We start from the raw sequence: 25075 nt of genomic DNA on the forward strand, positions 1-25075 counted from the left end.
CGTGTCGAGAAGCTTTTACTTTCGTAACCCATTTATAACCGATCACCCCGAGTTGGAGTATCCCGTAACGCGAGAACTCGGTCACGTGGAACGGTTTGCGGTCTCACCTCGGTATCCGTGGCCGTCGTAGCTATGGCTCTCGCAATTGCGGCCGCTCACAATGATTCGGATAGGATTAGGCTCCGCTCGACCGGCGATGGTTCTTTTGTTTGGTTTTCTCATTCTCTTTGCAACTGGTATTGGGTTTGATCTTGTTTCAGCAGAGACTGATACTGATGGACCATACTTTTTGAATCAGACAGGTGAATCAGAGAATATCCAGCCGGGTGAGAGAAATTACAATATATCTGGTATTAGGATTCAAGCCAGCGGTAATAATGACGTAGATGATAATATAACAGTGTATGTTGACCTTTCTGACTTAGAACAAAATAACATTTCAGCATCTTCTGCAGAAATTACATCTACTTCGATGACAAACGGTGCTGTTACTCAAATATCTACAGATAATAGCACGAATGGGCCCGTTTTTCAAGTAAACATACATCAAAACAATACCTCAGAAGATATCTTGGTAAACAGAATTGAGTTCCAAGGTATTGATACAAATGGTGCAAAGGCACCTTCTACAGCACAGTATCGCATTGGTGCTGTAAATACAGATTCTGAATACAAGTATAGTCAAATAAAAAAGCACGACAATATTCTTGAATCAGATCCGCTCAAGATAATTGGAGCTACGATCGAGGTACCACACCAGGCAACAGGTTCTAGCCAACTCTCATCGGATCTGCCATCCAGACCTGCTGTTGGAATTAATAATTTCACATCAAATGTAAACTCGACTATTGTAATCACTAGAGGAGATGAAGATCCAATTATTGTCGGTGTTGAGTCATATGTGTCAAATCCTCCTCGGGAAATCGCTATGAAAACTGAAATTCTTGGTGGTGAAATTGACGTCTACGTTGTTCCTACAGAGAGAATCCAAGAAAATAGATTAGATAGTGGTGATTCGGTCCCAGAGTCTGTATATAATTCTACAATTGCGAATGATGAGGCACATATATTACAGAGTTCAATTAATTTTGAGAATTTAGAGTACAACTCTAGCGTCTCTGAGGATATCACCGTCAGTAGTGCAAAACTCCAAGATAGACAAGATGATAGTACACCATTCGTAATCTCTTTACATCCGGTCACAACCTCTGGCCAGATCGTTTTTAATAATTCAATCGGCCATTCAAAAGTTCTAACAGGAGAAAATGACAATATTACTATAAACCTTGGAGAAAACATCGATCAACAGACATCCATTTGGCAGAGTAATCGATTTGTAGCTACGACACGGCTAGCTGAGGGAGAAAATAATGGTGAGACCGTTAGTCTGAATTCTACATCTCTACTCCCTAATGTAGATTTAGAAAAGAAGTTTATCAGAAATGGCGTATCTGATCAAGGATATGTTATAATAAACGAAGAAAGTTCTACTCTAAACACACCTAACAAAAATGCAACTACTTTTGACCCTGCTGAGTTTGATAAGCGTGTCTACTCTGGAGAAGAAATTGTTTTTGAAACAGATGATACAGAACGTGATTTTATAGAGTTGCACAAAGCCAAGAACAATCAATCGATCGTCTCTGCTGTGGGTCATCCTACTGACGGTGGTAATCTGACTTATTTTAATACTACAAAAATGACCGGTGGATCCTACTTTCTATCAAATGGAACTTCTCCATTATCTCCCGGATTTGAGATCTATGGTGCTGATGATAAAAACATAAGAATAAGATCAGAATCTTCGTCAGCAATTGGTGGTGTGTCTGATTTCCGACTATCTCAGAACATTCGTCAATCCACTCTTGTTCTCTCAAATCCAGAAAACCAATCAACGGCGGCAACGATCACACTCGAAACGACGAGCGACGGCACAGTCCCGATCGGGTTCAACACGTATGCGGCCGGGAACTCGTCACTCGGCGCTGACCTCGTGACGACCGGGCCGAACGCGACGGTCGCGTCGGTCGAGACGTCGACGCCGGGCGGGACCTTGCCGCCGGAGACGTACGACCTTGCCGTTCGATCCACACACGGGACCGTCACGACTGCGGACAACGCGACGGTCACCTTCGAGGGGCGCTCGACGGACGACGTGAGCGCGTACACGACCACCGCGCTCGACCCCGATGCCCTCGGAACCGCGGCCGAGGTTCGCACCGCCATCGACGGTGGGACCCTCTCGCCGTCGACGACCGTGACCGACGAGCAGACGGTCGTCTACGCGGTCAACGCATCCGGGCTCTCGGGGTTGCCGACCGCGCGAGACGCCGCGCTCGACACGGGCACCGACCTCGGCCGCTTCGACGGACTCGCGTTCGGGGTCCGGCCGAACGCGACGACGACCGACGAAGCCACGGCGTCCGAACTCGACGCCGAGACCGACGACAGTACCGTCGGATCGGTCCCTGACAACGCGACGGTGCACATGGACGAGACGGGACTGTACCTCGTCGCCACCGGTGCCGACGCGCTCGCGACCGACGAGCCGCCCGCAGACGGCGACGCGTACACGGCCACGTTCCGCGTGGACGACGATCGACTACAGCGGGCCGCCGAGTCCGGAACGGATCACGCCGTCACCACCGACCTCACGTACGTCGAGCCCGACGCCGAGCGCGATCTGACCGAGGACGATTCTGCGGGGGGCGTCGGTGACGGCGCTCCGTCTGGCGGTGGTGGCGGTGGTGGCGGTGGTGGCGGCGGGAGTGCGGCCGGAGGCGCGAGCGGTGGAACCGGAGGTGGCGGCGCGACGGCCGGCGAGAGCGGGGCCGTCGGAGGCGATGAGGAGGCGCCCGAAGACCCGAATAACGACACCGGCGACGGGGAGCCGAAGACCGCGGTGACCGATGGTACGGCCGGTATCGATGGACGGCACGTCGCGGCGGGAGCGAGGGGTTTCGACGTCGTGCCGCTCGACGCGGACGCCGGCGCGGCGGTCGCCGGTCGACCCGCAGGCGTCAGCGCCGTCGCGGACCTCCGCGCCCCGTACCGAGACCATCCGAACGCGGTGTTGAACGGAACCGCGTCCGAGTGGTCCACCGAATCGAGCTCGACGGGCGGAGCCGACGAATCCGCCGACACCGACGCCGACGCCGACATCGACACCGACGCCGGTGGAGACTCTGAAACGCCCGATTACGAGAACGCGCCGATCCGCTCGACCGCCTACGACGTGCCCGGATTCGGCCCCGTCGCGACGCTGCTGGCGATCGCGATGGCGAGCCTGCTCGCGCGTCGTCGGCCCTAGCCGTCGTCGCGCGATCTGCTCCGGCGGTATCCTTTTCCTAGGCCGTCTCCTTCGGGTGCGTATGAGCGCCACAATCAACCCGCCGCGGGAGCGAGCCTGCGAGCTGTGCGGCCGGCAAGAAGGGTGGGACGACGACGGCTGCGGCTGGCGGATCGTCGGCGACCCCGGCAACGCCTACTGCATCCACGAGTGGGACATCAACGGCTCGTACAACCCAGTGAGCGAGTGATTCGTCGGGACGGTCGTGGGGGGTTCGCGTCGACGGTCCACTCGCGATCGCCCGTGGCCGATCGTGACAACGGTTATAAAAATCCCAACCCGAATCCCGATACATATCACGTTCTAGTCTAGTCGAAGATATTCAATCGAGTGGCGTCTCTCGCTCGGGTATCTGTGCTTGTGTTGGATACTTCGATAGATCTGTTTTGAATTCTGAAATGCTTGTGATCGGACGGTCACCGATGGATGGGGTACACACCCCTGATGAATAATTACCTTATATTCCCTAATGTGTGTACGATTGATCCTACCCGTATCAGGGTTATACCTTTAACTGATCATCTGCAGGTACGGGTATGACCAAGCCACGTAGTGACACCCGGGGGGCGGACGAGGCGGACCCCGCGGGCCGCGGTGAGGGGCTGGCGGCGGTAACCGACGAGCGATCGAACTGCGGGATCGGCGGCATCGTCGACCTCGACGGCGACCCGACGCACGACACGGTGACTGACGCCGTGCGACTGCTCGAGAACCTCGAACACCGAGGCACGACCGGTGCCGAAGAGAACACCGGCGACGGTGCCGGGATCATGGTCGCGCGTCCGGACGAGTTCTTCCGCGAGGTCGTCGACGCCGACCTCCCCGAGGAGTACGCCGTCGGCTCGGTGTTCATGCCGACCGAACCGAGCGTCCAAGCGGAGATCCACGACGTCATCGCCGAGGTGTTCTCGGTGTACGGACTGGAGGTGCTCGCCTGGCGCTCCGTCCCGACCGACAACGCCGATCTCGGCGAGACCGCGCTCGATTCGGAGCCCGAGGTCGCGCAGTTGTTCGCGGCGCCCGTCGAGGGCGCCGGACTCGCCGAGCGGTTCACCAGCGCCGAGACGCGACCGGACGACGTCGACCCCGAGATACTCGGCTTCGACCGCGCGCTGTACGCCGCCCGCCGCGAGATCGAGAACACGACCGCCGACGTCGACGGCGCGGGCCGGTTTTACGTCTGTTCGCTCGACCGCCAGCGCGTCGTGTACAAGGGGCTGTTGAAGGGCTCGCAGCTCGGCGAGTACTACCCGGACCTCACCGACGAACGGTTCGCGAGCCACGTCGCCTTGGTCCACGCGCGGTTCTCGACGAACACGCTCGGCGCGTGGCACCTCGCGCACCCGTACCGTAACATCGTCCACAACGGCGAGTTCAACACGATCCGCGGCAACGTCAACTGGATGCGGGCACGCAAGAACGATCTGGAGCACCCGGCGTTCGGCGCGGAGCTCGACACGATCAAGCCGGTGATCGACGACCCGAACCAGTCGGACACCGCGAGCGTCGACAACGCCGTCGAGCTGCTCTTGCAGACGGGCCGAGACCTCTCGCATATCCTCCGCATGCTGATCCCCGAGGCGTTCCGCAACGACGACCTCATGGACCAGGCCCGCGCGGACTTCTACGACTACCACGCCTCACTCGTGGAGCCGTGGGACGGTCCCGCGCTCGTCATCGGGTTCGACGGCGACCGCGTCGCCGGCGTCCTTGACCGCAACGGGCTCCGACCGTGTCGCTACGAGGTGACCGACGACAACCGCCTCGTCGTCGGCAGCGAGGTCGGCGCCCTGCCGACCGACCCCTCGAACGTGACGCGCCGGGGTCGGCTTCAGCCGGGCGAGATCTTCGTCGCGGACCCCGAGCAGGGGCGCATCGTCCCGGACGACGAGGTGTTCGACGAACTCACCGACGACACGTACGGCGAGTGGGTGGCCGACGGTCAGGTGGATCTCGACGACGTCGTCGAAGAGGACGACGTCGCCGCCGGGGTCGATTCGATCGAAACTGATTCCGAAGACGACGACTCCGAGGCGCCGACCGTCCGCGCCCACCAGGCCGCGTTCGGCTACACCACGGACTCGCTGAACCACCTCGTCGAACCGATGGCGAAAGACGGGAAAGACCCGGTCGGATCGATGGGCGACGACACCCCACTGTCGGTGCTCGCCGACGTCGACCGACCGCTCTTCACCTACTTCAAGCAGCTGTTCGCGCAGGTGTCGAACCCGCCGATCGACTACATCCGCGAGGAGCTCGTCACGTCGCTCGAGACCCGGATCGGCAACCAGCGGAACCTACTCGACGAGACGCCCGAGCACGCCGAGCAGCTCGTCTCGGACTCGCCGGTACTCACCGACGCCGAGACGGTCGCGCTGAAGGCGTTCGACGGCGAGCCGATCGAGAACGCGGAATCCGGCGAGCCCGGCCCCTCCTTTTCGACGCGGACCGTCGACACGACGTATCACCGAGACGGGTCGCTCGTCGACGCCGTAAGCCGGATCCGCGAGGACGCCGCGGCGGCGATCCGGGCGGGCGCCGACGTCGTCGTGTTGTCCGACCGCGCGATCGGTTCTGACCGGCTCGCGGTGCCGAGCCTGCTCGCGACGGGCGCGGTCCACCACCACCTCGTCCGCAACGGGCTTCGCAACCGCGCGGGACTCGTCGTCGAGTCGGGCGAGCCGCATGAGGTACACCACCTCGCGACGCTCGTCGGATACGGCGCCGACGCGGTCGATCCGTACCTCGCGTACGCCTCGATCGCCGACGTCGTCGCCGGTCCAGACGGGGCCGACGAGAGCGAGGCGCTCGCGGCCTACCGCCACGCGCTGGAGGACGGCCTCCTCAAGACGATGGCGAAGATGGGCATCTCGACGATGGAATCGTACCAGGGCGCGCAGATCTTCGAGGCGGTCGGGCTCGACTCGGCGTTCGTCGCCGAGTACTTCGAAGGCACCGAGATCCGAACCGAGGGGATCGGCGCCGAGCAGATCGAAGACGACCTCCGGACGCGCCACGCGATGGCGTTCGGCGCCGATCCCGAACTGGAGACGATCGGCGAGTACGAACACCGCTCGTCGGGGGTGAAACACGGCTGGAACCCGCAGACCGTCGGGACGCTCCAGCAGGCGGTCCGCGGCGGAGACTACGAGCAGTACCAGGAGTTCGCCGAGTTAGTGAACGACCAGTCCGAGACCCTGCAGTCGCTGCGCGGGCTCCTCGAGTTCGAGTCCGACCGCGACCCCGTCCCGGTCGAGGAGGTCGAATCGATCGAGTCGATCGTGAAGCGCTTCTCGACGGCCGCGATGAGCCTCGGTAGCCTCTCGCCCGAGGCCCACGAGAACAACGCCATCGCGATGAACCGGCTCGGCGCGAAGTCGAACACCGGCGAGGGCGGCGAGCCGCCCGAGCGGTTCGACACCGAGAAGGAGTGTAACGTCAAGCAGGTCGCTTCCGGCCGCTTCGGCGTCACGTCCGAGTACCTCGCGAAGGCGGAGGAGCTACAGATCAAGATGGCGCAGGGATCGAAGCCCGGCGAGGGCGGCCACCTTCCCGGCGAGAAGGTCAACGAAATGATCGCGCACGTCCGGTGTTCCACCCCCGGCGTCGGGCTCATCTCGCCGCCCCCGCAACACGACATCTACTCGATCGAGGACCTCAAACAGCTGATCTTCGACTTGAAGGCCGCGAGCCCCGACGCCGACGTCAACGTGAAGCTCGTCTCCGAGGCCGGAATCGGCACCATCGCCGCCGGCGTCGCGAAGGCGAACGCCGACGTCGTCCACGTCTCCGGACACGACGGCGGGACCGGGGCGTCGCCGAAGACGTCGATCAAGAACGCGGGGCTTCCGTGGGAGCTCGGCCTCGCCGAGACGAATCAGATGCTCCGCGCGACCGGCCTCCGGGACCGCATCCGCGTCACCGCGGACGGCGGCCTGAAGACCGGCCGCGACGTCGCGGTCGCCGCCGCGCTCGGCGCCGAGGAGTACGTGTTCGGAACGGCGTCGCTCGTCACCTCCGGCTGCGTGATGGCCCGGCAGTGCCACGAGAACACCTGTCCGGTCGGCGTCGCGACCCAGCGCGAGGACCTCCGCAACCGGTTCCCCGGCCAGCCGGACCACGTCATCAACTACATGACGTTCATCGCCCAGGAGCTCCGCGAGCTCATGGCCGAGCTCGGTTACACCGACCTCGAGGAGTTCATCGGTCGGCCCGAGCTCTTGACCCAGCGCGAGACGGACCACGAGAAGGCGAAACACCTCGACCTGTCGGCGGTCGTCGCCGAGCCCGCGGGCGACGCTCGCACGAAGGCCCGCGCGCAGACGCATCCCGGAATCGACGAACTGCTCGATTGGGACCTCATCGAGGAGGCGAGCCCGGCCATCGAGGACGGCGCTCCCGTCGCGCTCACCCGTGACGTCGATAACGTCGACCGCGCCATCGGCGCCACGCTCTCGAACCGCGTCGTCTCCGCGCACGGGGGCGACGGGCTCCCCGACGACACCGTCACCTGTCGGTTCGACGGCTACGCCGGCCAGAGCTTCGGCGCGTTCCTCGCGCCCGGGATCACGCTCGAACTCGACGGCGCCGCCAACGACTACGTCGGCAAGGGGCTCTCCGGCGGCCGTCTCGTCATCAACACGCCGGCGGAGGCGGGCTACGACCCCGCCGAGAACGTCGTCGCCGGCAACGTCTGTCTGTACGGCGCGACGAGCGGTGAGCTGTACGTCAACGGGGTCGCCGGCGAGCGGTTCGGCGTCCGCAACTCCGGCGTGAAAGCCGTCGTCGAGGGCGTCGGTGACCACGGCTGTGAGTACATGACCGGCGGCGTCGTCGCGGTGCTCGGCGACACGGGCCGCAACTTCGCGGCCGGGATGTCCGGCGGGATAGCCTACGTGTACGACCCCGACGACCGACTCGCGGAGCGGGTGAACCGCGGGATGGTGTCCATCTCCTCCACGATCGAGGACGCCGACGAACGGATGCTCCGGCGCCTCGTCGAGAATCACCGCGCGTACACGGACAGCGACCGCGCGGCCGAACTGCTCGACGACTGGCAGGCGGCGATCGACGACTTCGTGCGCGTCTTCCCCGACGCCTACGCGGACGTCATCGCCGCGGGCAAAGGCGCCGACGTGCGCGACGAGCCGCCGGCGGCCGCCGAGGCCGTCCCCGGATCCGCGGCCGACGCGACCGGGCAGGTCTCCGGCGACGACTGACTCCGCCGGACGGTTTATTACACGCCGCCCGAACCCTCGTGCGTGGACGAACTCGTCGTGAGCACGGAGGTGTACGCCGACCCGGAGGAGGTGTACGAATTCCTCCTCGATTTCCCCGGCTACGCGCGCTACTCGAAGTACCTCCGCGAGGTGCGAACGATGTCGGGCGACGGCGGCCCCGGTACTCGGTACGCGCTCACCTTCGCGTGGTGGAAGATAACTTACACGGCGCACTCGCTCGTGACCGACGTCGAGCCGCCCGAGCGGATCGACTGGGAGATCACGAAGGATATCGACGCCGGCGGCTGTTGGCGGGTGACGCCCGGGACCGATCCGTCGGGCGACGACGCCGCTTCTACCGACGCAGCCCCTGCCGACACCGACCGCCGACCCTGCGAGGTCGCGCTCGAAGTCGAGTTCGACCCGGGATCGGCCAGTTCGGACGCGCTCGACCTGCCGCGGCTCGTCTCGTTCGACTGGGTAGTTAAAAAGGCGGTCCCGCTCATCAGGGGCGAGGCCGAGCGGGTCGTCCAGCGCGCCGTCCGCGATTTGGAGGGATCGAACCGCGAGGTCGACCTCGACGTGGCCGTCGACTCCGAGCGGATCTGAGCGGCGATCGCCGTTCGGACCCGTGCGTGTGAGTGGTCCCCTCGCCGTCAGCGAGTCGAAGGCCTTAAGATATCCAACCGGGAACGATCGGATGCCTACGAGGGCTCGTAGATCAGTGGTAGATCATCCCCCTGGCACGGGGAAGGCCCGGGGTTCAAATCCCCGCGAGTCCACTCACTCCGTTCGTTTCTTCGCGTAGTCCCGTTCGTTTCCTCGCGTAGTCCCGTTCGTTCCCTCGCGTAGTCCCGTATGCCTCACTCACAGGACCTCCGCCAGTCCATTCCGATTCATCAGTCGCGTCGGTCGTTCTTAAAAGCGTAGTAGAAACACGCTCGCGAGCGATCAGCTCACTCGTGTTTTGAATTCCGTCCCCCAGAGGATCGATTACCCCGGGGTTCGGAGGCCGGTCGCCGCAGTCGGGCGACCTGTGAAGGCCCGGCCCTCGACGCTCCCACGGTGACGTCCCGGACGGTTCCCGGTCAGAACGTCGTCGGGAACAGCACGTACACGAACGCCGACGTCGCCAGGCCACCGACGATCAGGTAGTACGTCACCGGGATCAGGTTCAGTCTGACGACGCGGCCGGTCTTTCCGACGAGGCCGACCGTCGCCAGCGCGGCGATCACGTTGTGGATGGCGATCGTGTTCCCGATCGACGCGCCGATCGTCTGAGCGCCGACGAGCAACTGCGTCGAGACGCCGATCTCTTGAGCGATCTCGAACTGGAACGCCGCGAACGTGATGTTGCTCACGGTGATCGATCCGGCGATGAACGCGCCGAGCGTCCCGACGACGGGCGCGAAGAAGGGGTAGGCCCCGCCGAGCAGCGACGCCGTCGCGCTCGCGAGCACGACGATCATGCTTCCGTCGGCGGCCGCGCCGGGGTGGGCCGCGGTCTGGAGCATGACCTCGACCATCGCGATCACGAACACCAACGCGATCGCCGGCGAGACGATCTTCCCGGCGGCCTCGCGCCACGCGTCCGTCACCTTGTCGCGTCCCATCCCGAAGATCGGCACCGCGAGCAGCGCGCTGACGAGGAGCCACGTCCCGGGGACGTACGCCCACCCGATCGCGCCGCTGATCGTCGTGCCGGCGATTCCGTTCCACGCGATCTCCATGCCCGGTCCCTCCTGGAGGAACGTCGCGATCGGGGTGATGACCCGCGTTCCGACCAGCAGCACGACGAGGACGAGGTACGGCGACCACGCCCGCAGCAACGACATCGACGAGTCAGCCGCGGTCGCGTCGACGGCGGTTCCGGTGTCGGCCGCCTCGCTACCGGGTTCGATGCTCCCGACCCAGTGGTCCGGCCAGTCATCGCGGGGCGGGAACTCCCACTCCTCCTCGGGGAGGAGGTAGCCCGCTTTCAGCGTCGCGACGACGACCGCACCGCCGACCATCGCGGCGATGAGCGACGGCAGTTCGGGGCCGATCAGCCACGCCGCGGCGACGTACGGCACCGCGAACGCGACCCCCGCGAACAGACACAGCGGGGCGATCGCCCACAGCGCCGAGAGCGAGCGATCGTCGGCCTCAGGCTCGCCGAAGAAGTAGACGACCATCCCGACCGCGAAAAGCGGCATCAGCGTCCCCAGGAGGCCGTTGAACGCGGCGCTCCACGCGCCCGCGGCGATCGAGTAGGCGCCGACCGACTCGAATCCGCCGGCGGTGATAGACTCGGAGACGGCCGCCAGCGGCTGCTGGAACCCGACGATGACCGGGGTCCCGACCGCGCCGAACACGGTCGCGACCGCGTGGCCGATCAGCGCCGCGACGACGGCGGCCAGGGCCGGGAACCCGAGCGCCAAGAGCAGCGGGGCGACCACGGCCGCCGGCGTCCCGAACCCGGCGACGCCCTCGATGAACGTCGCGAGAAAGAAGCCCAGCAGCACGACCTGCACCCGGCGGTCGTCGCTGATCGACGCGAACCCGGCGTTGATCCGGTCGACCGCGCCGGAGTTCATGAGCGTGTACAGCAGCACCAACGCCCCGAAGACGATCCAGAGGATCTCGACCGCGGCCATCGCCCCGTCGGCGGACGCCGCGAGGATCCACGTCGCCGGCATATCCCACGCGAGGAACGCGACGACGGCAGCCGCCAGCCACGCGACCGGCATCGCCCGCGACGCCGGCCAGAGCAGCCCCACCAGCAGTGCGGCGACGACGACCAGCGGGACCACCGCGAGCGGCGCGCCCGCAGACAGCGTCACCGGCCCCCCTCCGCGCCGAGGGCGCACCGCTCCGGACGCGGTTTCGCTGACTCGAATGCGCTCGCGTTCCCGCTCGGCAGTCCGTCGGGTGACCGGTTCGATCGCGAGCGTGTGCCGCCTCGGCGTCGTCCTACAGTAACGACCATGTCGTGCATCGTTTCCGTAAGAAACATCCATGTAAATAAACGTCCTGCATGGTTCTCGAAACGCCGGACTCCGCGCGGGATCGGGGCGCCGCGGTGTCAGTTTCTCGCGTCCGGAGCCGGGTCCGGGTCCGCCCCCTGGAGTCGCCGGGCGACGAGCGCGAAGAGCCCGAGGCCGATCAGGTAGAGCCGCCACCCGGCGTTCGCGACCGGGAACCGCCGGTCGATCGGCTCGTCGGTGACCGTCCCGGGGTCCCGCGGCTCGACCGGGTTGCTCACGTGGACGGTCCGCGAGGTACCGCCTTCGCCGGCGTCGACCCGTCTCCCACCCGTTTCGGGGTCGATCTGGACGTCGACGAACGTCTGGACGAACCCGTCCGCGGTCGACACGAAGATCTCGCCGCTGAGGGCGTAAAAGCGGTCCCGGAGCGGCCAGAACGCGTTCACGCCCTCGAGGTGGACCCAATCGAGCGAGACGTGCGCGACGGTGTGGACGAACAGCCCGACCCACGCGACCGCGATCCACCGGGCGGCGCCCTGATCCGAGACGCGGTCGCTGAGCCGCTCGCGGAGCGCCGAGCGCTCTCGTAGCCGCGTGTCGTAGTAGAGCAGCGCCGCGGCGGCCGCGGGCAACACGAGGTTGTGTCCGACCGTCCGGTGGGCCCCGGGCATGAACGGGCCGAGGAAGCTGTCGACCTCGGGGAGCACGACGATCGCGAGGACGACCGCGAGCGCCCGCCGGTCGTAGTGGTCACCGAGCAGTCCGGCCGCGAGCAGCAGCGCGAACCCGGCGTGGACGATCGTCGAAACCACCTATCGGCTCACCTCCGTCGTCTCGCCGTCGGGTCCGGGTTCGTCGTCGGGTCCGGGCTCGTCGTCGGGTCCGGGCTCGTCGTCGGGTCGGGCACCGGCCGTGCCGACGGATCGGCGCCGTCCGAATCGCACCGCGAGCATCGCGGTCGCGGCGGCGACGACGACCGCTTGCCAGCCCGTTCGCACGAGATACAGTCTCCGTTCGGCGTCGAGCGAGAGACCGGGCCGCCCGTCAGGGTTCACCCACGTCGGGATCGCGTACGAGGCGGTCGTTCCCGGGCTCTGCAGCGGTAGGATTCCCGGTCCCGCCGCGTCGCGCGTCACGAACGTCTGGACGATCCCGTCCTGCGTCGAGAAGACGAGCCGCCCGTGGACGTGGTAGTACGCGTCGTGGACCGGATACAGCAGGTTCGCCCCCTCCCGGCCGAACAGCTCCGGACCGATGCCCGCGACGACGAACGCCGCGAGCGCGACCCACGCGACCCGCACCCCGTACCAGCCGGCGCGCTCGCGGAGCCACGAGGCGTCGCGCACCGACGTGTCCCAGTACAGCGCCGCACCGGCGAGAAGGGGCACCCAGAGGTTGTGGAGGAGGGCGTTCGTCGCACCCGGTACCGCGAGACTCGCGACCGCGTCGAGGTCGGGAAGTGCGGCGGCGGCGACGACGATCGCGACCGATCGCCGGTCGAACGCGGCCCCCAGAAGCGCGGCCGCGAGCAGGGCGCCGACAGCGGCGTTGACCAGCGTCGGAGCCATACCGACCCTGACGCGCCCACGAGATTAAGCGCTCCGGGGGTGACGCGAGAGCGGAGGGGGATGCCGGAGCGGGAGGTGACGCGAGAACGGAGGGAGATGCGGGAGGTAACGCGAGAACGGGAGGAATCGCTCACGGCTCGTCGACGAGATCCGGACCGTCTCTCGACTCCGGATCCACGGCCTCCGCCGCAACGAACGCGCCGGCGTCGACGGCGGGCGACGCGTCCTGTTCGGCCTCGGGCGAATCGTCCGTCGGCTCTTCCGCCGACTGGGCCGCCGACTCGTCCACCGACTCGCCGAGCAGCGCGGTCGCCATCTGTCGGGCGACGTACGCGACGAGGTTCGCGAGATGGAGCGCGACGAGCACGCCGACCACCCCGACGGGGACGGCGACGAGCGCCTCCGGGAGGGTCTCGATCGCCCACGTCACCGGCTCGCCGTTGGACTCGCCGAAGTCGGCCACGTAGGGATACCGGACCGGGGCGAGAACCAGCGGGAGCCCGTTCGCGAGCGCGAACAGCGGGACGAACGCGACGACCGAGACCGCGAACTTCAGCGAGAGGAAGCCGAGCCCGCGCCACGTCGACGCCGCGTCGAGGTACTTACGGACGCTCGCGAGGCCGCCGCCCGCGTCGTCGGGCACGTCGTCGTACGGGGCGAGGTCGGTGCCCAAGAGCCGGTTGGCGAGCCAGCGCTCGACGCCCGCGGCGAGCCGCGAGCCGAGAAGCAGCGCCAACAGGACCACGAGGCCGACGAGCACGACCGAGAACAGGAACCCGAACACGAACCCGAACGAGAACAGCATCGAGTAGACGAACCCGAGCGGGATCGCGAGCAGGAGGTACACCAGGTGGCGATACGTTCGACCGTCGACGAGGACGCCGACGACCGGGAGGTCGGAGGGCGGTCGGAGGGAGACCATACGCGACCGAAACGTTCCGGTCACGAGACATAAATCGATCGCTCGTGCGGGGCGGTCGCGACCGGTTTCCAGCCGTCCTCCGCGATCGGCTTTCGACCGCGAACCGTGCTTCTCCGGTCGCGCTCACCCGACGAAAAAGTCGATCGCGTTCCCCGCCGACTGGCCCTTATAAAGCTCGGAGTAGCCGCAGTCCGCACAGGAGACGACGACGAACTTGCGGTTCTGCACGTCGAACAGCTTCGTGAGTCCGGTGCCGCTCGTCGCGATCTCGTCGGTCTCGGTCGCCGTCCCGCCGCACTTGGGACAGCCGTCCTCGTCGCCGCCGAGTCCCGATTGCTCGGAATTCACTTCCTCGGGGTCGACTCGGGAACCGGCCGTCGATCGGTTCAACTCGTTGGCCGCGTCGTTGCCGAAGACGGAGTATTCGGTCTCGTCGTCGTTGGAGGGCATCGGACGCCACTGCACCCGCGATCGATAAACGTCTTGTGGCGGCCGGGTTACTCGTCGATCTCGTCGACGAGTTCGTCTGCGACGCCGGTGTAGCCGGCCGGCGTCAGCGCCTTCAGCTCCTCGCGGACGCCCTCGTCGACGTCGAGGTCGTCGAACAGCGCGCGGAAGTCGTCGAGGGTGACCGAGCGCCCCCGGGTGAGGTCCTTCACGCGCTCGTACGCGTCGGTGTCGCCCTCGCGCCGGAGGATCGTCTGGACGGCCTCGCCGATCACTTCGGGGGTCGCGTCCAGTTCCTCGCGCATGACGGCCTCGTTCGGGACCACCTTCGCGAGCCCGGCCTCGGCCTTCGAGTAGCCGATCAGACAGTGCGCGAACGCGGCGCCGACGTTGCGTTTCACCGTCGAGTCCGAGAGGTCGCGCTGGAGCCGCGAGGCGGTGACGTAATCGCCGAGGAACGTCAGATCGCTGTTCGCCTTCGAGAGGTTCCCCTCGCTGTTCTCGAAGTCGATCGGGTTCACCTTGTGCGGCATCGTCGAGGAGCCGGTCTCGCCCGCGACCGTCTCCTGACCGAGGTAGCGGTCGGAGACGTACAGCCACGCGTCCAGATCGAGGTCGAGGAGCACGTTGTTGACGCCCCGGAGCGCGTCGAACAGCGCCGCGAGGTCGTCACACGGGTTCACCTGCGTCGCGAGCGGGGTGTGCTCCAGGTCGAGCCCGCGCACGAACGACGCGGAGAACCCCCGCCAGTCGACGTCGGGGTAGGCGGCCTCGTGGGCGGCGTAGGTGCCGGAGGCGCCCGCCAGCTTCCCGGAGAGGTCGCCGTTCGCGACGACGACCCGCCCGAGCGCGCGGCCGAGTCGCGCGGCGTACACCGCCATCTCCTTGCCGAACGTCGTCGGCGTCGCCGGCTGGCCGTGGGTCCGCGCGAGCATCGGCGCGTCGCGGTGCTCGTGGGCGAGCTCGACGAGCGCGTCGCGGACCTCGCGGATCGCGGGGACGAGCACCTCGCTCACGGCGGGTTTCACTAGGAGCCGGTGTGCGAGGTTGTTCACGTCCTCGCTCGTGAGCCCGAAGTGGATCCAGGGATAGAGCGACTCGGCGTCCTCGATCGTGTCCTCGCTCGCCAGCTCCTCGAACCGGACCCGCAGGAAGTACTCGACCGCCTTCACGTCGTGGTTGGTCGCCGTGTACCCCTCGGCGCCCTCGACTTCGAGCGCCTTGATCAGCCGAGCGTCGTCGGCGTCGAACGCCTCGTACACCGACCGCAGCGCCGCCGCCGCGTCGTCGTCGAGCGCGATCGGGGTCGCGTCGAGTGCGGCGAGTTCGATCAGGTACTCGACCTCGACGCGGGTCCGGGCGCGCATGAGCGCAGCCTCGCTCGCGTACGGCGAGAGCGGCGCGGTTCGGGAGGCGTATCGGCCGTCCAGCGGCGACACGGCCGCGAGGGGGTCAGAGCGGGACAACCCGGATATCGCGGCGTCGGTCGTCGCGGCGTCGGTCGTCGCGGAGTCTGTCGCTGCGGCGTCGTCTGTCATGCTCGCGACTGCCGCCGGAACCGGCAAAAGCGTGTCGATGGTGGATTGCACGGGTGTGGATAGGTATGGGGGTGTGTCGGAGCTACGTCGAGTATTCTATCCGCGAACGTGGATCTATCTTCGGGGCGGACCGCAATCAATATACCCGATCGGTCGGACGTGCGAGTATGAAGATCGCCGGACTCGCGAGCAACCGGGGACGGAACCTCAGACACATCGCCGACGTCGCGCCGGGCGGCGCGGAGCTGTCGGTCGTCCTGACGAACCGGGAGAACGCGCCCGTGTTGGAGGCCGCGACGGAGCGTCGGATCCCGACCGAGGTCGTCGCCCGCGACGAGGACGAGTCGCGCGCGGCCCACGAGCGCCGGATCCTCGACCGGCTCTCGGGGTACGACTTCGACATCGTCTGTCTGGACGGGTACATGCGCGTGCTGACCGACGAGTTCCTCGCGTCGGCCCCGACGACGCTGAACGTCCACCCGTCGCTGCTCCCGTCGTTCCCGGGGATGGACGCCCACGAGCAGGTGCTCGACTCGGGCGTTCGCACGACCGGCTGCACCGTCCACGTCGTCACCGAGGCGGTCGACGCCGGCCCGATCGTGACGCAGGAGCCGGTGCCCGTCTACGCGGACGACGACGCCGACTCGCTGAAGGACCGCGTCCTCCACGACGCCGAGTTCACGGCGTACCCGCGGGCGGTGCGCTGGTTCGCGGAGGACCGGGTGACCGTCGAACGAGAGGACGACGGGGACGGGACCGGAGACGCCACTAGCGTGACGGTCGAGGGCGACGTCGGCGGCGACTTCCCGGAGCGGCGGTTCGTCTCCGAGGAGCGCGCCGACACGCTCCGCTACGGCGAGAACCCGCATCAGGACGCCGCTCTCTACGTCGACGACGGCTGCGAGGAGGCGAGCGTCGTCGCCGCCGACCAGCACAACCCCGGCGCGAAGGGGATGGGGTACAACAACTACAACGACGCGGACGCCGCGCTGAACCTCGTCAAGGAGTTCGACGAGCCCGCCGCCGCCGTGATCAAGCACACGAACCCGGCCGGCTGTGCGACCGCCGACACCCTCGCGGACGCGTACGACCGGGCGCTCCGGACCGACGCGAAGTCCGCCTTCGGCGGCATCGTCGCGTTGAACCGCGAGTGCGACGCCGACACCGCCGACGCGGTCGTCGACTCGTTCAAGGAGGTCGTGGTCGCGCCCGGCTACACCGACAGCGCGCTCGACGTGCTCCGCGAGAAGAAGAACCTCCGCGTGCTCGACGTCGGCCCGCTCGGCGAGGGCGACGACCGCTTCTCCGAGCGGTTCACGGAGAAGCCCATCGTCGGCGGGCGGCTCGTACAGGAGCGGGACATGCAGTCGCCGACGGCCGCGGACCTGGAGGTCGTCACCGAGCGCGAGCCGACCGACGAGCAGCTGGAGACGATGGTGTTCGCGTGGAAGACGCTCAAACACGTCAAATCGAACGGCATCCTCTTCGCGACCGGCACCGAGACGGTCGGCGTCGGGATGGGGCAGGTCTCCCGCGTCGACGCCGTGGCGCTCGCGGCGATGAAAGCCGAGAAGGACGCCGAGGGCAAGTCCGCCGAGGGCGCCGTGATGGCCTCGGACGCCTTCTTCCCGTTCCCCGACGCGATCGAGGAGGCCGCCGAGGCCGGGATCGAGGCCGTGATCCAGCCCGGCGGCTCCGTCAACGACGAGGACGTGATCGCCGCCGCCGACGAACACGACATGGCGATGGCGTTCACCGGGTCGCGCTGCTTCCGGCACGATTAGGGCGGGGCGGTCGGTGCAGTCGGGGCGGTTTGGACGGCTGGGACGTGCGTGGGTCGTGACTCGGCTGCTCTGAGTGGGTTTATAAACGGAAACTGTCGGCTGTTTATATATCGGCCAACCGGCTGTTTATCCGTCGTTGTCAGCGGAGAGCGCCCACAACGCCTCATCTAGCCATCTGGCTCTGTCGAAATTCTCAACCGGTGATATGTTCTTGGAGCCGTGCTGAATACAGAGCGCATATGCAGCAATCGACGCTGGATTCAAGAGCTAAGTCTGAGTGGATGTAGTATGGAACCCCGGAATTTCCTGCGTGTCGAGGGATTGGCTGTCTTGGGGATCGCGCTGGCTGGTTATTTCACGCTCGATGGCTCAGTTTGGTTGCTGCTCATTCTTGCGTTAGCCCCTGACTTATCAATGATTGGGTATCTCGCTGGTACTCGAATCGGCAGTCTGAGCTATAATATCGTCCATACGTACACATTGCCGCTCGCCCTCGGTAGCCTCGGCTTCTGGGCAGACATCCGAATGGCTCTCCTTATCGCTCTGATTTGGGCTGGCCATATCGGAGCTGACCGTCTCGTGGGATATGGTCTGAAATTCGAATCCGGATTCAAAGACACACATCTCAGTACCCAGCCTGCTCCAGTGGACGCCTTCACCAAATCTGATTAATAATCGAACTGCTCTGCTGCACTCATCCTCTGTATCTCGCACACCGATCCTGTCAGTTCTTAAAGGCTTCAACAGAGCCAGCCATCTATAACGGATTGACACGGTGAACGTATCCCCCTCCCAGCCCCGCACCGCTCCGCACCTCACGCCTCCCCAGCCTCGTCGGACCGGCGCGGCGCGCCGGTCCGACTCCCTCGCGCTCGGACTCGCGCCGCGTTGCGGCGCTCATCGGAGCGCAGGGCGAGAGCAAAGCTCTCGCTTGCAGCCGGCGCGGAGCGCCGGCGACGCCACCGCAACTCGGTTTATAAGCGTCGTCGATCGCGCGTTGTTCGTGCGTCGATCGCGTGTGGTTTAGAGGGTGTAGTCGTGCTCGCCCGTCTCCGACTCCAAGAACGCCGTCAGCAGGTCGATCGTCGCGGCCACGTCGTCGGCGGCGGCGGTCTCGGTGACGGTGTGAAGGTAGCGCGTCGGGATGGAGATGGCGCCGACGGGCTTCGCGCCGGCGGTGTTCTGGAACCCGGCGGTGTCGGTGCCGCCCGCGGGCAGCACCTCGTGCTGGTGGTCGATCCCCTCGGTCTCGGCCACGTCGGTCAGCCGGCGGTGGACCTTCGGGCTGGTGATCACGGAGGAGTCTTTGAGTTTGATCGCGGTGCCCTTGCCCAGCTCGGTGACGGCGTCGGCCGCCTCGCCGATCTGAGGCACGTCGTTGGCGACGGTGACGTCGAGGGCGACGGCGAGGTCGGGGTCGATATCGACGCCGAGCGCCTGCGCCCCGCGAAGGCCGACCTCCTCTTGGACGGTCGCCGCGAAGTGGATCGTCACGTCGGGGTCCTCGATGCGGTCGGCCGCTTCGAGCATCGCGAACAGACAGACTCGGTCGTCGAGCGCCTTCCCCGTGATCCGGTCGCCCATGCGGGTCGTCGTCTGGTCGAGCGTGACCAGGTCGCCGACGCCGACGAGGTCGTCGACCGCCTCGCCGTCGCGCCCGACGTCGATGTACACGTCTTTCACCTCGTCGGCCTTCTCCTTCTGTTCGTCCGTGAGCGTGTGCGGCGGGACGGAGCCGATGACGCCGGTGAGATCCTCCTCGCCGTGGACGGTGACGCGCTGGGCGCGCAGCACGCGCGCGTCGAACCCGCCGAGCGGGTCGACCTGCACGAACCCCTCGTCGGTGACGTGCCGGACCATGAACCCGATCTCGTCCATGTGGGCGGCGACGGCGACGGCGTAGTCAGTGTCGCCCTCGACCGTCCCCACGACGTTGCCCATCGCGTCGGTGCGCACCCGGTCGGCGCGCGCCTCGAACTCGCGGCGGACGATGTCGCGCACGTCGTCCTCGTAGCCGGGGACGCCCCGCGCCTCGGTCAGTTCGCACAGCAGGTCGAAGTCGAAATCGGAGTCGAACGACATGGATCACACTGACGGCCCCACCGACAAAGGTCCGCAGGTTCCGGCACGCCCGTCGCCCGTCGAAAATCCTCACATAGTTTATCGTTGTTCCGCAACGCTTTTGCGGCCCCTCGCGGGACGTGGGTGTATGAGTGACGTTAGAGCGGAACTCCGCGAACAGTTCATGGACGCGTTCGGCGGCGCCGACTACCCCGTCAAAAACCAGATGGATCTGGTCCCCGCGCTCCCGGACGGGCCGGCGACGAAGTTCGAGGCCGGCGACGTGAGCCTCACGGCGATGGAGCTCGCCGCGAAGCTGGGCAGCGAACAGGAGTTCCCCTACGACGACGCCGAGTCGCTCGTCGAGGACATCCTCGACGGGCTCGAAGCGAAAGACATGATCTGATCGTCCTCGGCACGCCCACCACTCTCGACGCTCCCCCTGTCCCCCGCACCCCGACGCCCTCGCTGTCCCCCGCGCCCCGACGACCGCGACGCCCTCACCGCCCCCGATCCTCGCCACACTCCGACGCCGTCTCCCCCGCCGAGAGGTTGATACTTCCGGAGCCGTTACTGCGCCTGTGGTCGCCGATTTCATCGCGCTCGTCCCGCCGTGGGTCATCTACGGGGTCGTCCTCGGAGCGGTCGCGTCGGTGCTCGTCGCCGCCGCCTTTTACCTCGGAGACCGGCTCCTCGGACCGAGCGCCGCCGAGTCCGCCGACGGGTGGACGGACGCCGACTGGGGGCCGACCGGCGACGAGCGCAGGCGCCGGGAGATCCGCGCGTACCTGGCGGCGACGGGCGAGCGCGTCCGCGAGGACCACGCGTTCGACGACGTGACCGTTCCCTTTTACCTCCCCGAGCGCGGCGTCGCCATCACCTTCGACGCACACGATTACTTCCGACTGGAGGGCGAAGGGATCTACACCGTCCTCTGTGAACACGAGATGCCCGGACGCGGGCTCGGGCGCCGGCTCCCCTTCGACGTGAACGAGCCCGACTGGGGACCGCGCCGCGGCGGACCGGCCGCCGGCTCCGGCCCCGATCCCGTCGACGCCGCGTTCGCCGAACTCGACGTCGCCCGCGACGCCGACGCCGACGCGGTGAAGCGGGCCTACCGCGAGCGCGTCAAGGAGACGCACCCCGATCAGGGCGGCGACGAGGAGTCGTTCCGGCGCGTCCGTGAGGCGTACGCGACGGCTCGCAACCACGCCGACGAAGGGGCCGCCTCAGGAGACCGGATCGGCGGGACCGAACGCCCGCCGCCTCCGACCGGCTTCGGGCGGTGAGCGACGTCGCCGTCGACGAAGTGTGAATGGAGCGCTTGACCCGCCACGCCGAGTTTCGGTGGATGTTGTGGCAGACCGTTAATAGATTTTTATGGGTAGAGGAACGAGTGTGTGAAACACATGCAAGCAGCTAGGCTTCACGAGTACACCGACGACATGACGGAGGGGCTATCGATCGACGAGGTCGACCGACCGCACGCGACCGGCGCGAGCGACGTGATCGTCGAGGTAGAGGGCGCGGGCTGGTGTCAGACGGACAATCACATCATCGAGGGGATGTGGGCGGAGTACGTCCCCCAAGACCTCCCCATGACGCTCGGTCACGAGAACGCGGGAACCGTCGTCGAGACCGGCGAGGACGTGACGCTCGTTTCCGAGGGGGACCCGGTCATCTGTCACCCGGTCCAGACCTGCGGCACCTGTCGTCCGTGTCGGCTCGGCGAGACGATGTACTGCGAGAACGACGCGTTCAACGGGCTCACCACCGACGGCGGCTTCGCCGAGTACCTCCACACGAGCGAGCGCTCGGTGATCCCGTTGCCGAGCGACGTCCAACCGATCGACATCGCCCCGCACGCCGACGCCGGCATCACGGCGTACCACGCCGCGAAGAAGGCCGTCGCCGAGTTGAATCCCGGCGATCACGCGGTCGTCATCGGCGTCGGCGGCCTCGGCCACATCGGACTCCAGTGCCTGAACGCGATGAGCGCGGCCCGCATCACCGCCGTCGACCTCAAGCAGTCCGCCCTCGATCTGGCGGACGGGTACGGCGCGGACCACGTGATCAATCCGAGCGAGGTCGACGTTCCCGCCGAGATCGAGGGGATCACGGACGGGAACGGCGCCGCCCAAGTGCTCGACTTCGTCGGCGAGGACGTGACCACGGGCTACGCGCCGGACATCACGGCGGCCGGCGGCGACCACCACATCATCGGCTACGGCGGCCACGTCCACGAGCCGGCGCAGGCGCTCGTGAACGGCGAGTTCTCCTTCGTCGGCAACATCGTCGGGCGGTACGCCGAACTGCAGGAGCTGGTCGCGCTCGTCGAGCAGGGCGACGTCGACCTCCACACGAGTCGGTACGGCCTCGACGACGTGAACACGGTCGCCGAGAAGCTCGAACACGGCGAGATCGACGGGCGCGCCGTCATCACGCCCTGAGCGGGTGCCCGACCCGGGGCTCTTTCGGCGCCGGCTCGGACGGCGCTGCGACCGCTAACTCCTTGTGACCGCGGCGCACAGCGATCGCACATGGACGAGAACGGCGCCGACGCCGCCGATTCCCTCGACTCTCCCGACGCCTCCGGTTCTCCCGACTCCGCGACCGATCCGCTGGCCGACGAGGACGTGTACCGCGTGCTCGACGCGGCGGGTCGCCCGCTCCCGGACGCGACCGTGCCGGAGCTGTCCGACGAGCAGTTCCGCGCGATCTACCGCGATCTGGTGACGACGCGCCGGTTCGACGAGCGCGCGGTCAGCCTCCAGCGACAGGGGCGCATCGGGACGTACGCGCCCTGTGCGGGCCAGGAGGGCTCGGCAGTGGGGTCGACGCACGCGCTCGCGGACCGGGACCTGATCAGCTACCAGTACCGAGAGCACGGCGCGGTCGTCGTCCGCGACCTGCTCGCCGAGTACCTCCCCTACTGGATGGGCCACGAGTCCGGGACCGAGGCGATCGCCGCCGGCAACGTGTTCCCGCTCAACATCGGTATCGCGGCGCACCTCCCGCACGCCGTCGGCGCCGCCTGGGCGTTCGACTACCGCGACGAGGACCGCGTCGTCGCCGCGCACTTCGGCGGCGGCGCGACGAGCGAGGGGGACTTCCACGAGGCGATGAACTTCGCCGGCGTCTTCGACACCCCGACGCTTTTCTGTTGTCACGCCAACGGCTGGGCCATCTCGATCCCCGAGGCAGACCAGACCGCGAGCGCGACGTTCGCCGAGAAGGCGGCCGCCTACGGCTTCGAGGGCGTCCGCGTCGACGGGATGGACCCGCTGGCGAGCTACGCGGTCACGGCGGAGGCGGCGGCGCGCGCCCGGGGAGATGGAGGCGGCGACGGAGACTGCGGTGACGGAGACAGCGACGAGGAGAGCTCGGGCGACGGCGAGCCCGCCCCTCGCCCCGTCCTGATCGAGTTCGTCGAGTACCGGTTCGGCGCGCACACGACCGCCGACGACCCGACCGCCTACCGCGACCCAGACGACGTGGACCCGTGGCGCGCGCTCGACCCGATCGACCGGATGGAGACGTTCCTCAGAGAGACCGGTCGGATCGACGACGAGGGCGTGGCGGCGGCCCGCGACCACGCCGACGACGTCGTCGCCGACGCCATCGACGCCGCCGAGTCGCTGTCGGCCGACCCGGCGGACATGTTCGAGTACGCGTACGCGGAGCTCCCGCCCGAACTCCGTCGCCAGCGCGACGAGTTGCTCGCGGCGGTCGACGAGCACGGCGAGGACGCGTTCCTGCGCGGGGAGTAGGACGGCCGCGCTTCTCTTCGACGGCCGCTCGCTCTGCTCTTATAAATACTGACCGGCAGCCTGCGCCGCGGTCCGCCCGCTTTCGAGCGCGCCCTGTATCGACGACCACTCGGTGTAGTCGCCGGCGAGCACGACCGGCCCCTCCGGGTCGTCGGGGTCGGGGAGGCCGGCATGGACGCCCGGCGGCTGCGCGAACTGCGCGAACCGGACTCGGCTGACGTCGACGGTCTCCAGCCCCGCGAAGTCGCGGTCGGGGTACCACGCGTCGAGGGCGCCGCGCACGTCGTCTCGAAGGGCGTCAGCGGGCCGATCGAGGGGTCGGTCGCCGAGGAACGTCGCCGCGAGCAGCGCCCGGCCGTCGGGCGCGTACTCGGGGGCGACCTCCGACATCGGGACCACCGCGTTCGGCGAGTCGTCCGCGGCGTTGAGTAGGATCCGCTTGCCCGTCTCGAAGGACTCGCCTTCGGGGAGCGTGTACCACCCCGTCACGCTCGGGACGCCCTCGGTCGGGACCGACTCGACGCCCGTGAGTCGGCGCGCTTCGGGCGGCGTGGCCGCGACGACGACCGCGTCCGTCTCGCGCGTCGAGCCGTCTGCGAGTTCGACGGTGGCGCCCTCGGCGTCCGCCCGCCCCCTCCGGAACGGGATCCGCCCCTGTCCGGCGATCCGGACCGACTCCACGTCCTCGCCGGTCTCGATCGTCACGCCGGCCGCGCGGGCGCGGGCCGCGAGCGCTTCGGGAATCGCCCGCATCCCGTCCGCGGGGACCCCGATCGCACCGCGACTCATCGCTCGGAACGTGTACTCGAAGACGTGCTTCGAGGTCGACAGCGAGCGGTCGAGGGTGATCCCGCCGTAGAACGGCTCGACGAAATGCTCCACGTAGTCGTCGTCGAACCCCCAGTCGCGGAGGAACTCGCGGATCGGGGCGTCGGGACCGACGAAGAAGTCGTTCTCGGGGCGCTTCGAGAGATCGTACCGGAGCGCGAGCGTGCGGACCTTGTCCGAAAACGAGACCTCGGGGTTGCGGAGCGACGCGGGGGCGCGCCGCGGGTCGCGGAACGGGTCCGAGAGCACCGAGCGCGAGCCCGGTCGGCAGATCGTCGCGCCCGGCGCGAACTCCCGGACGTCGAGGTCGTCGGCGTCCAGCTCTCGGACGACGGCCGGGTAGCTCGTGAACAGCACCTGGAAGCCGCGGTCGAGGGTGAACCCGTCGACGGTCTCGGTCCGCACGCGCCCGCCGACCTCGGGGCGGCGTTCGTACAGCGTCACGTCCGCGCCCGCCTCCGCGATCCGGGTCGCCGCGACGAGCCCAGCGAGCCCGCCGCCGACGACGGTGGCGTCTCCGTCCATACGCGATCGTTCGAGTCGGAGGTTTATAAGCGGCGGCGGGGATTCGCGGACCGGTCAGCGGTCGGTTATAAGCTGTCTCTTATACACATCTCTGATGG

General features: G+C 66.8%; 19 protein-coding genes and 1 tRNA gene. 11 read left to right on the top strand and 9 right to left on the bottom strand.

Features of this window, described 5'->3' with window-relative positions:
• Positions 1 to 1854 precede the first annotated feature (1854 nt).
• On the bottom strand, positions 1855 to 2175 hold the full coding sequence (locus C461_RS16025) for a hypothetical protein (RefSeq protein WP_239639081.1): 321 nt from the start codon (positions 2173 to 2175) through the stop codon (positions 1855 to 1857).
• On the opposite strand from C461_RS16025, the gene C461_RS02850 reads away from it, so the two are divergent.
• The 5 genes from C461_RS02850 to C461_RS02865 all read left to right on the top strand — a co-directional run bounded on the left by C461_RS02850 (position 2156) and on the right by C461_RS02865 (position 9350).
• On the top strand, positions 2156 to 3310 hold the full coding sequence (locus C461_RS02850) for a PGF-CTERM sorting domain-containing protein (protein WP_080506239.1): 1155 nt from the start codon (positions 2156 to 2158) through the stop codon (positions 3308 to 3310). The two genes, C461_RS16025 and C461_RS02850, sit on opposite strands and share 20 nt — an antisense overlap.
• A 61-nt stretch (positions 3311 to 3371) precedes the next feature.
• Complete coding sequence (locus tag C461_RS15755; protein ID WP_007998483.1) at positions 3372 to 3539, top strand: HEWD family protein; 168 nt, start codon at positions 3372 to 3374, stop codon at positions 3537 to 3539.
• A 346-nt stretch (positions 3540 to 3885) separates the two neighbouring features.
• Positions 3886 to 8568 carry a glutamate synthase large subunit gene (gene gltB / locus C461_RS02855; protein ID WP_007998484.1) on the top strand — a complete coding sequence of 1561 codons (4683 nt, stop codon included), beginning with the start codon at positions 3886 to 3888 and terminating at the stop codon, positions 8566 to 8568.
• Positions 8569 to 8610: 42 nt separating this feature from the next.
• Positions 8611 to 9177, top strand: coding sequence for an SRPBCC family protein (locus C461_RS02860; RefSeq protein WP_007998485.1), 567 nt, complete (start codon positions 8611 to 8613; stop codon positions 9175 to 9177).
• Positions 9178 to 9278: 101 nt separating this feature from the next.
• A tRNA-Ala gene (locus tag C461_RS02865) sits at positions 9279 to 9350 on the top strand.
• 306 nt (positions 9351 to 9656) lie between these two features.
• On the opposite strand, the gene C461_RS02870 is transcribed toward C461_RS02865, so the two are convergent.
• The 6 genes from C461_RS02870 to purB form a co-directional block, all read right to left on the bottom strand.
• Positions 9657 to 11390 (bottom strand): L-lactate permease, encoded by a 1734-nt coding sequence (locus C461_RS02870; RefSeq protein ID WP_007998487.1) that lies wholly within the window; start codon positions 11388 to 11390, stop codon positions 9657 to 9659.
• A 242-nt stretch (positions 11391 to 11632) separates the two neighbouring features.
• On the bottom strand, positions 11633 to 12346 hold the full coding sequence (locus C461_RS02875) for a metal-dependent hydrolase (RefSeq protein WP_007998489.1): 714 nt from the start codon (positions 12344 to 12346) through the stop codon (positions 11633 to 11635).
• Positions 12347 to 13102: a hypothetical protein gene (locus C461_RS02880; protein ID WP_007998490.1), complete on the bottom strand. Its 756-nt coding sequence runs from the start codon at positions 13100 to 13102 to the stop codon at positions 12347 to 12349.
• A gap of 130 nt (positions 13103 to 13232) precedes the next feature.
• Positions 13233 to 14024, bottom strand: a complete 792-nt coding sequence (locus tag C461_RS02885) for a sensor domain-containing protein (RefSeq protein ID WP_007998491.1) — start codon at positions 14022 to 14024, stop codon at positions 13233 to 13235.
• A gap of 123 nt (positions 14025 to 14147) precedes the next feature.
• Complete coding sequence (locus C461_RS02890; protein ID WP_007998492.1) at positions 14148 to 14474, bottom strand: zinc ribbon domain-containing protein; 327 nt, start codon at positions 14472 to 14474, stop codon at positions 14148 to 14150.
• A gap of 47 nt (positions 14475 to 14521) precedes the next feature.
• Entirely contained in the window at positions 14522 to 16009 is a 1488-nt protein-coding gene (purB, locus tag C461_RS02895; protein WP_049906242.1) for an adenylosuccinate lyase, read from the bottom strand.
• A 167-nt stretch (positions 16010 to 16176) separates the two neighbouring features.
• Here purB and purN point away from each other — a divergent pair, with 167 nt between their 5' ends.
• Together purN and C461_RS02905 are read left to right on the top strand one after the other, a co-directional pair.
• Positions 16177 to 17793: a phosphoribosylglycinamide formyltransferase gene (gene purN, locus C461_RS02900; RefSeq protein ID WP_007998496.1), complete on the top strand. Its 1617-nt coding sequence runs from the start codon at positions 16177 to 16179 to the stop codon at positions 17791 to 17793.
• 288 nt (positions 17794 to 18081) lie between these two features.
• A complete protein-coding gene (locus C461_RS02905) occupies positions 18082 to 18465 on the top strand; it encodes a DUF4260 domain-containing protein (protein ID WP_007998499.1) in 384 nt (127 codons plus the stop codon).
• 351 nt (positions 18466 to 18816) lie between these two features.
• Here C461_RS02905 and C461_RS02910 read toward each other — a convergent pair whose 3' ends face one another.
• Positions 18817 to 19875, bottom strand: a complete 1059-nt coding sequence (locus tag C461_RS02910) for a M42 family metallopeptidase (protein WP_007998502.1) — start codon at positions 19873 to 19875, stop codon at positions 18817 to 18819.
• A gap of 127 nt (positions 19876 to 20002) precedes the next feature.
• On the opposite strand from C461_RS02910, the gene C461_RS02915 reads away from it, so the two are divergent.
• The 4 genes from C461_RS02915 to C461_RS02930 all read left to right on the top strand — a co-directional run bounded on the left by C461_RS02915 (position 20003) and on the right by C461_RS02930 (position 23624).
• A complete protein-coding gene (locus tag C461_RS02915) occupies positions 20003 to 20260 on the top strand; it encodes an MTH865 family protein (RefSeq protein WP_007998503.1) in 258 nt (85 codons plus the stop codon).
• 175 nt (positions 20261 to 20435) lie between these two features.
• Positions 20436 to 21143 carry a J domain-containing protein gene (locus tag C461_RS02920; protein ID WP_007998504.1) on the top strand — a complete coding sequence of 236 codons (708 nt, stop codon included), beginning with the start codon at positions 20436 to 20438 and terminating at the stop codon, positions 21141 to 21143.
• Between the two features lie 120 nt (positions 21144 to 21263).
• Complete coding sequence (locus C461_RS02925) at positions 21264 to 22304, top strand: NAD(P)-dependent alcohol dehydrogenase (RefSeq protein WP_007998505.1); 1041 nt, start codon at positions 21264 to 21266, stop codon at positions 22302 to 22304.
• A gap of 90 nt (positions 22305 to 22394) precedes the next feature.
• Positions 22395 to 23624: a thiamine pyrophosphate-dependent enzyme gene (locus tag C461_RS02930; RefSeq protein WP_007998506.1), complete on the top strand. Its 1230-nt coding sequence runs from the start codon at positions 22395 to 22397 to the stop codon at positions 23622 to 23624.
• A gap of 39 nt (positions 23625 to 23663) precedes the next feature.
• On the opposite strand, the gene C461_RS02935 is transcribed toward C461_RS02930, so the two are convergent.
• Complete coding sequence (locus C461_RS02935; protein WP_007998507.1) at positions 23664 to 24977, bottom strand: NAD(P)/FAD-dependent oxidoreductase; 1314 nt, start codon at positions 24975 to 24977, stop codon at positions 23664 to 23666.
• Between the last annotated feature and the right edge of the window lie 98 nt (positions 24978 to 25075).

Origin of the sequence: Halorubrum aidingense JCM 13560, from assembly GCF_000336995.1 — an archaeon.
Classification (GTDB): domain Archaea; phylum Halobacteriota; class Halobacteria; order Halobacteriales; family Haloferacaceae; genus Halorubrum; species Halorubrum aidingense.

What these genes read in the sequence shown, in the direction of transcription:
- C461_RS15755 (WP_007998483.1), top strand. Translation starts at nt 3,372, where the DNA reads ATGAGCGCCACAATCAACCCGCCGCGGGAGCGAGCCTGCGAGCTGTGC.
- gltB (WP_007998484.1), top strand. Translation starts at nt 3,886, where the DNA reads ATGACCAAGCCACGTAGTGACACCCGGGGGGCGGACGAGGCGGACCCC.
- C461_RS02880 (WP_007998490.1), bottom strand. Translation starts at nt 13,102, where the DNA reads ATGGCTCCGACGCTGGTCAACGCCGCTGTCGGCGCCCTGCTCGCGGCC.
- C461_RS02885 (WP_007998491.1), bottom strand. Translation starts at nt 14,024, where the DNA reads ATGGTCTCCCTCCGACCGCCCTCCGACCTCCCGGTCGTCGGCGTCCTC.
- C461_RS02890 (WP_007998492.1), bottom strand. Translation starts at nt 14,474, where the DNA reads ATGCCCTCCAACGACGACGAGACCGAATACTCCGTCTTCGGCAACGAC.
- purB (WP_049906242.1), bottom strand. Translation starts at nt 16,009, where the DNA reads ATGACAGACGACGCCGCAGCGACAGACTCCGCGACGACCGACGCCGCG.
- purN (WP_007998496.1), top strand. Translation starts at nt 16,177, where the DNA reads ATGAAGATCGCCGGACTCGCGAGCAACCGGGGACGGAACCTCAGACAC.
- C461_RS02905 (WP_007998499.1), top strand. Translation starts at nt 18,082, where the DNA reads ATGGAACCCCGGAATTTCCTGCGTGTCGAGGGATTGGCTGTCTTGGGG.
- C461_RS02910 (WP_007998502.1), bottom strand. Translation starts at nt 19,875, where the DNA reads ATGTCGTTCGACTCCGATTTCGACTTCGACCTGCTGTGCGAACTGACC.
- C461_RS02915 (WP_007998503.1), top strand. Translation starts at nt 20,003, where the DNA reads ATGAGTGACGTTAGAGCGGAACTCCGCGAACAGTTCATGGACGCGTTC.
- C461_RS02925 (WP_007998505.1), top strand. Translation starts at nt 21,264, where the DNA reads ATGCAAGCAGCTAGGCTTCACGAGTACACCGACGACATGACGGAGGGG.
- C461_RS02930 (WP_007998506.1), top strand. Translation starts at nt 22,395, where the DNA reads ATGGACGAGAACGGCGCCGACGCCGCCGATTCCCTCGACTCTCCCGAC.
- C461_RS02935 (WP_007998507.1), bottom strand. Translation starts at nt 24,977, where the DNA reads ATGGACGGAGACGCCACCGTCGTCGGCGGCGGGCTCGCTGGGCTCGTC.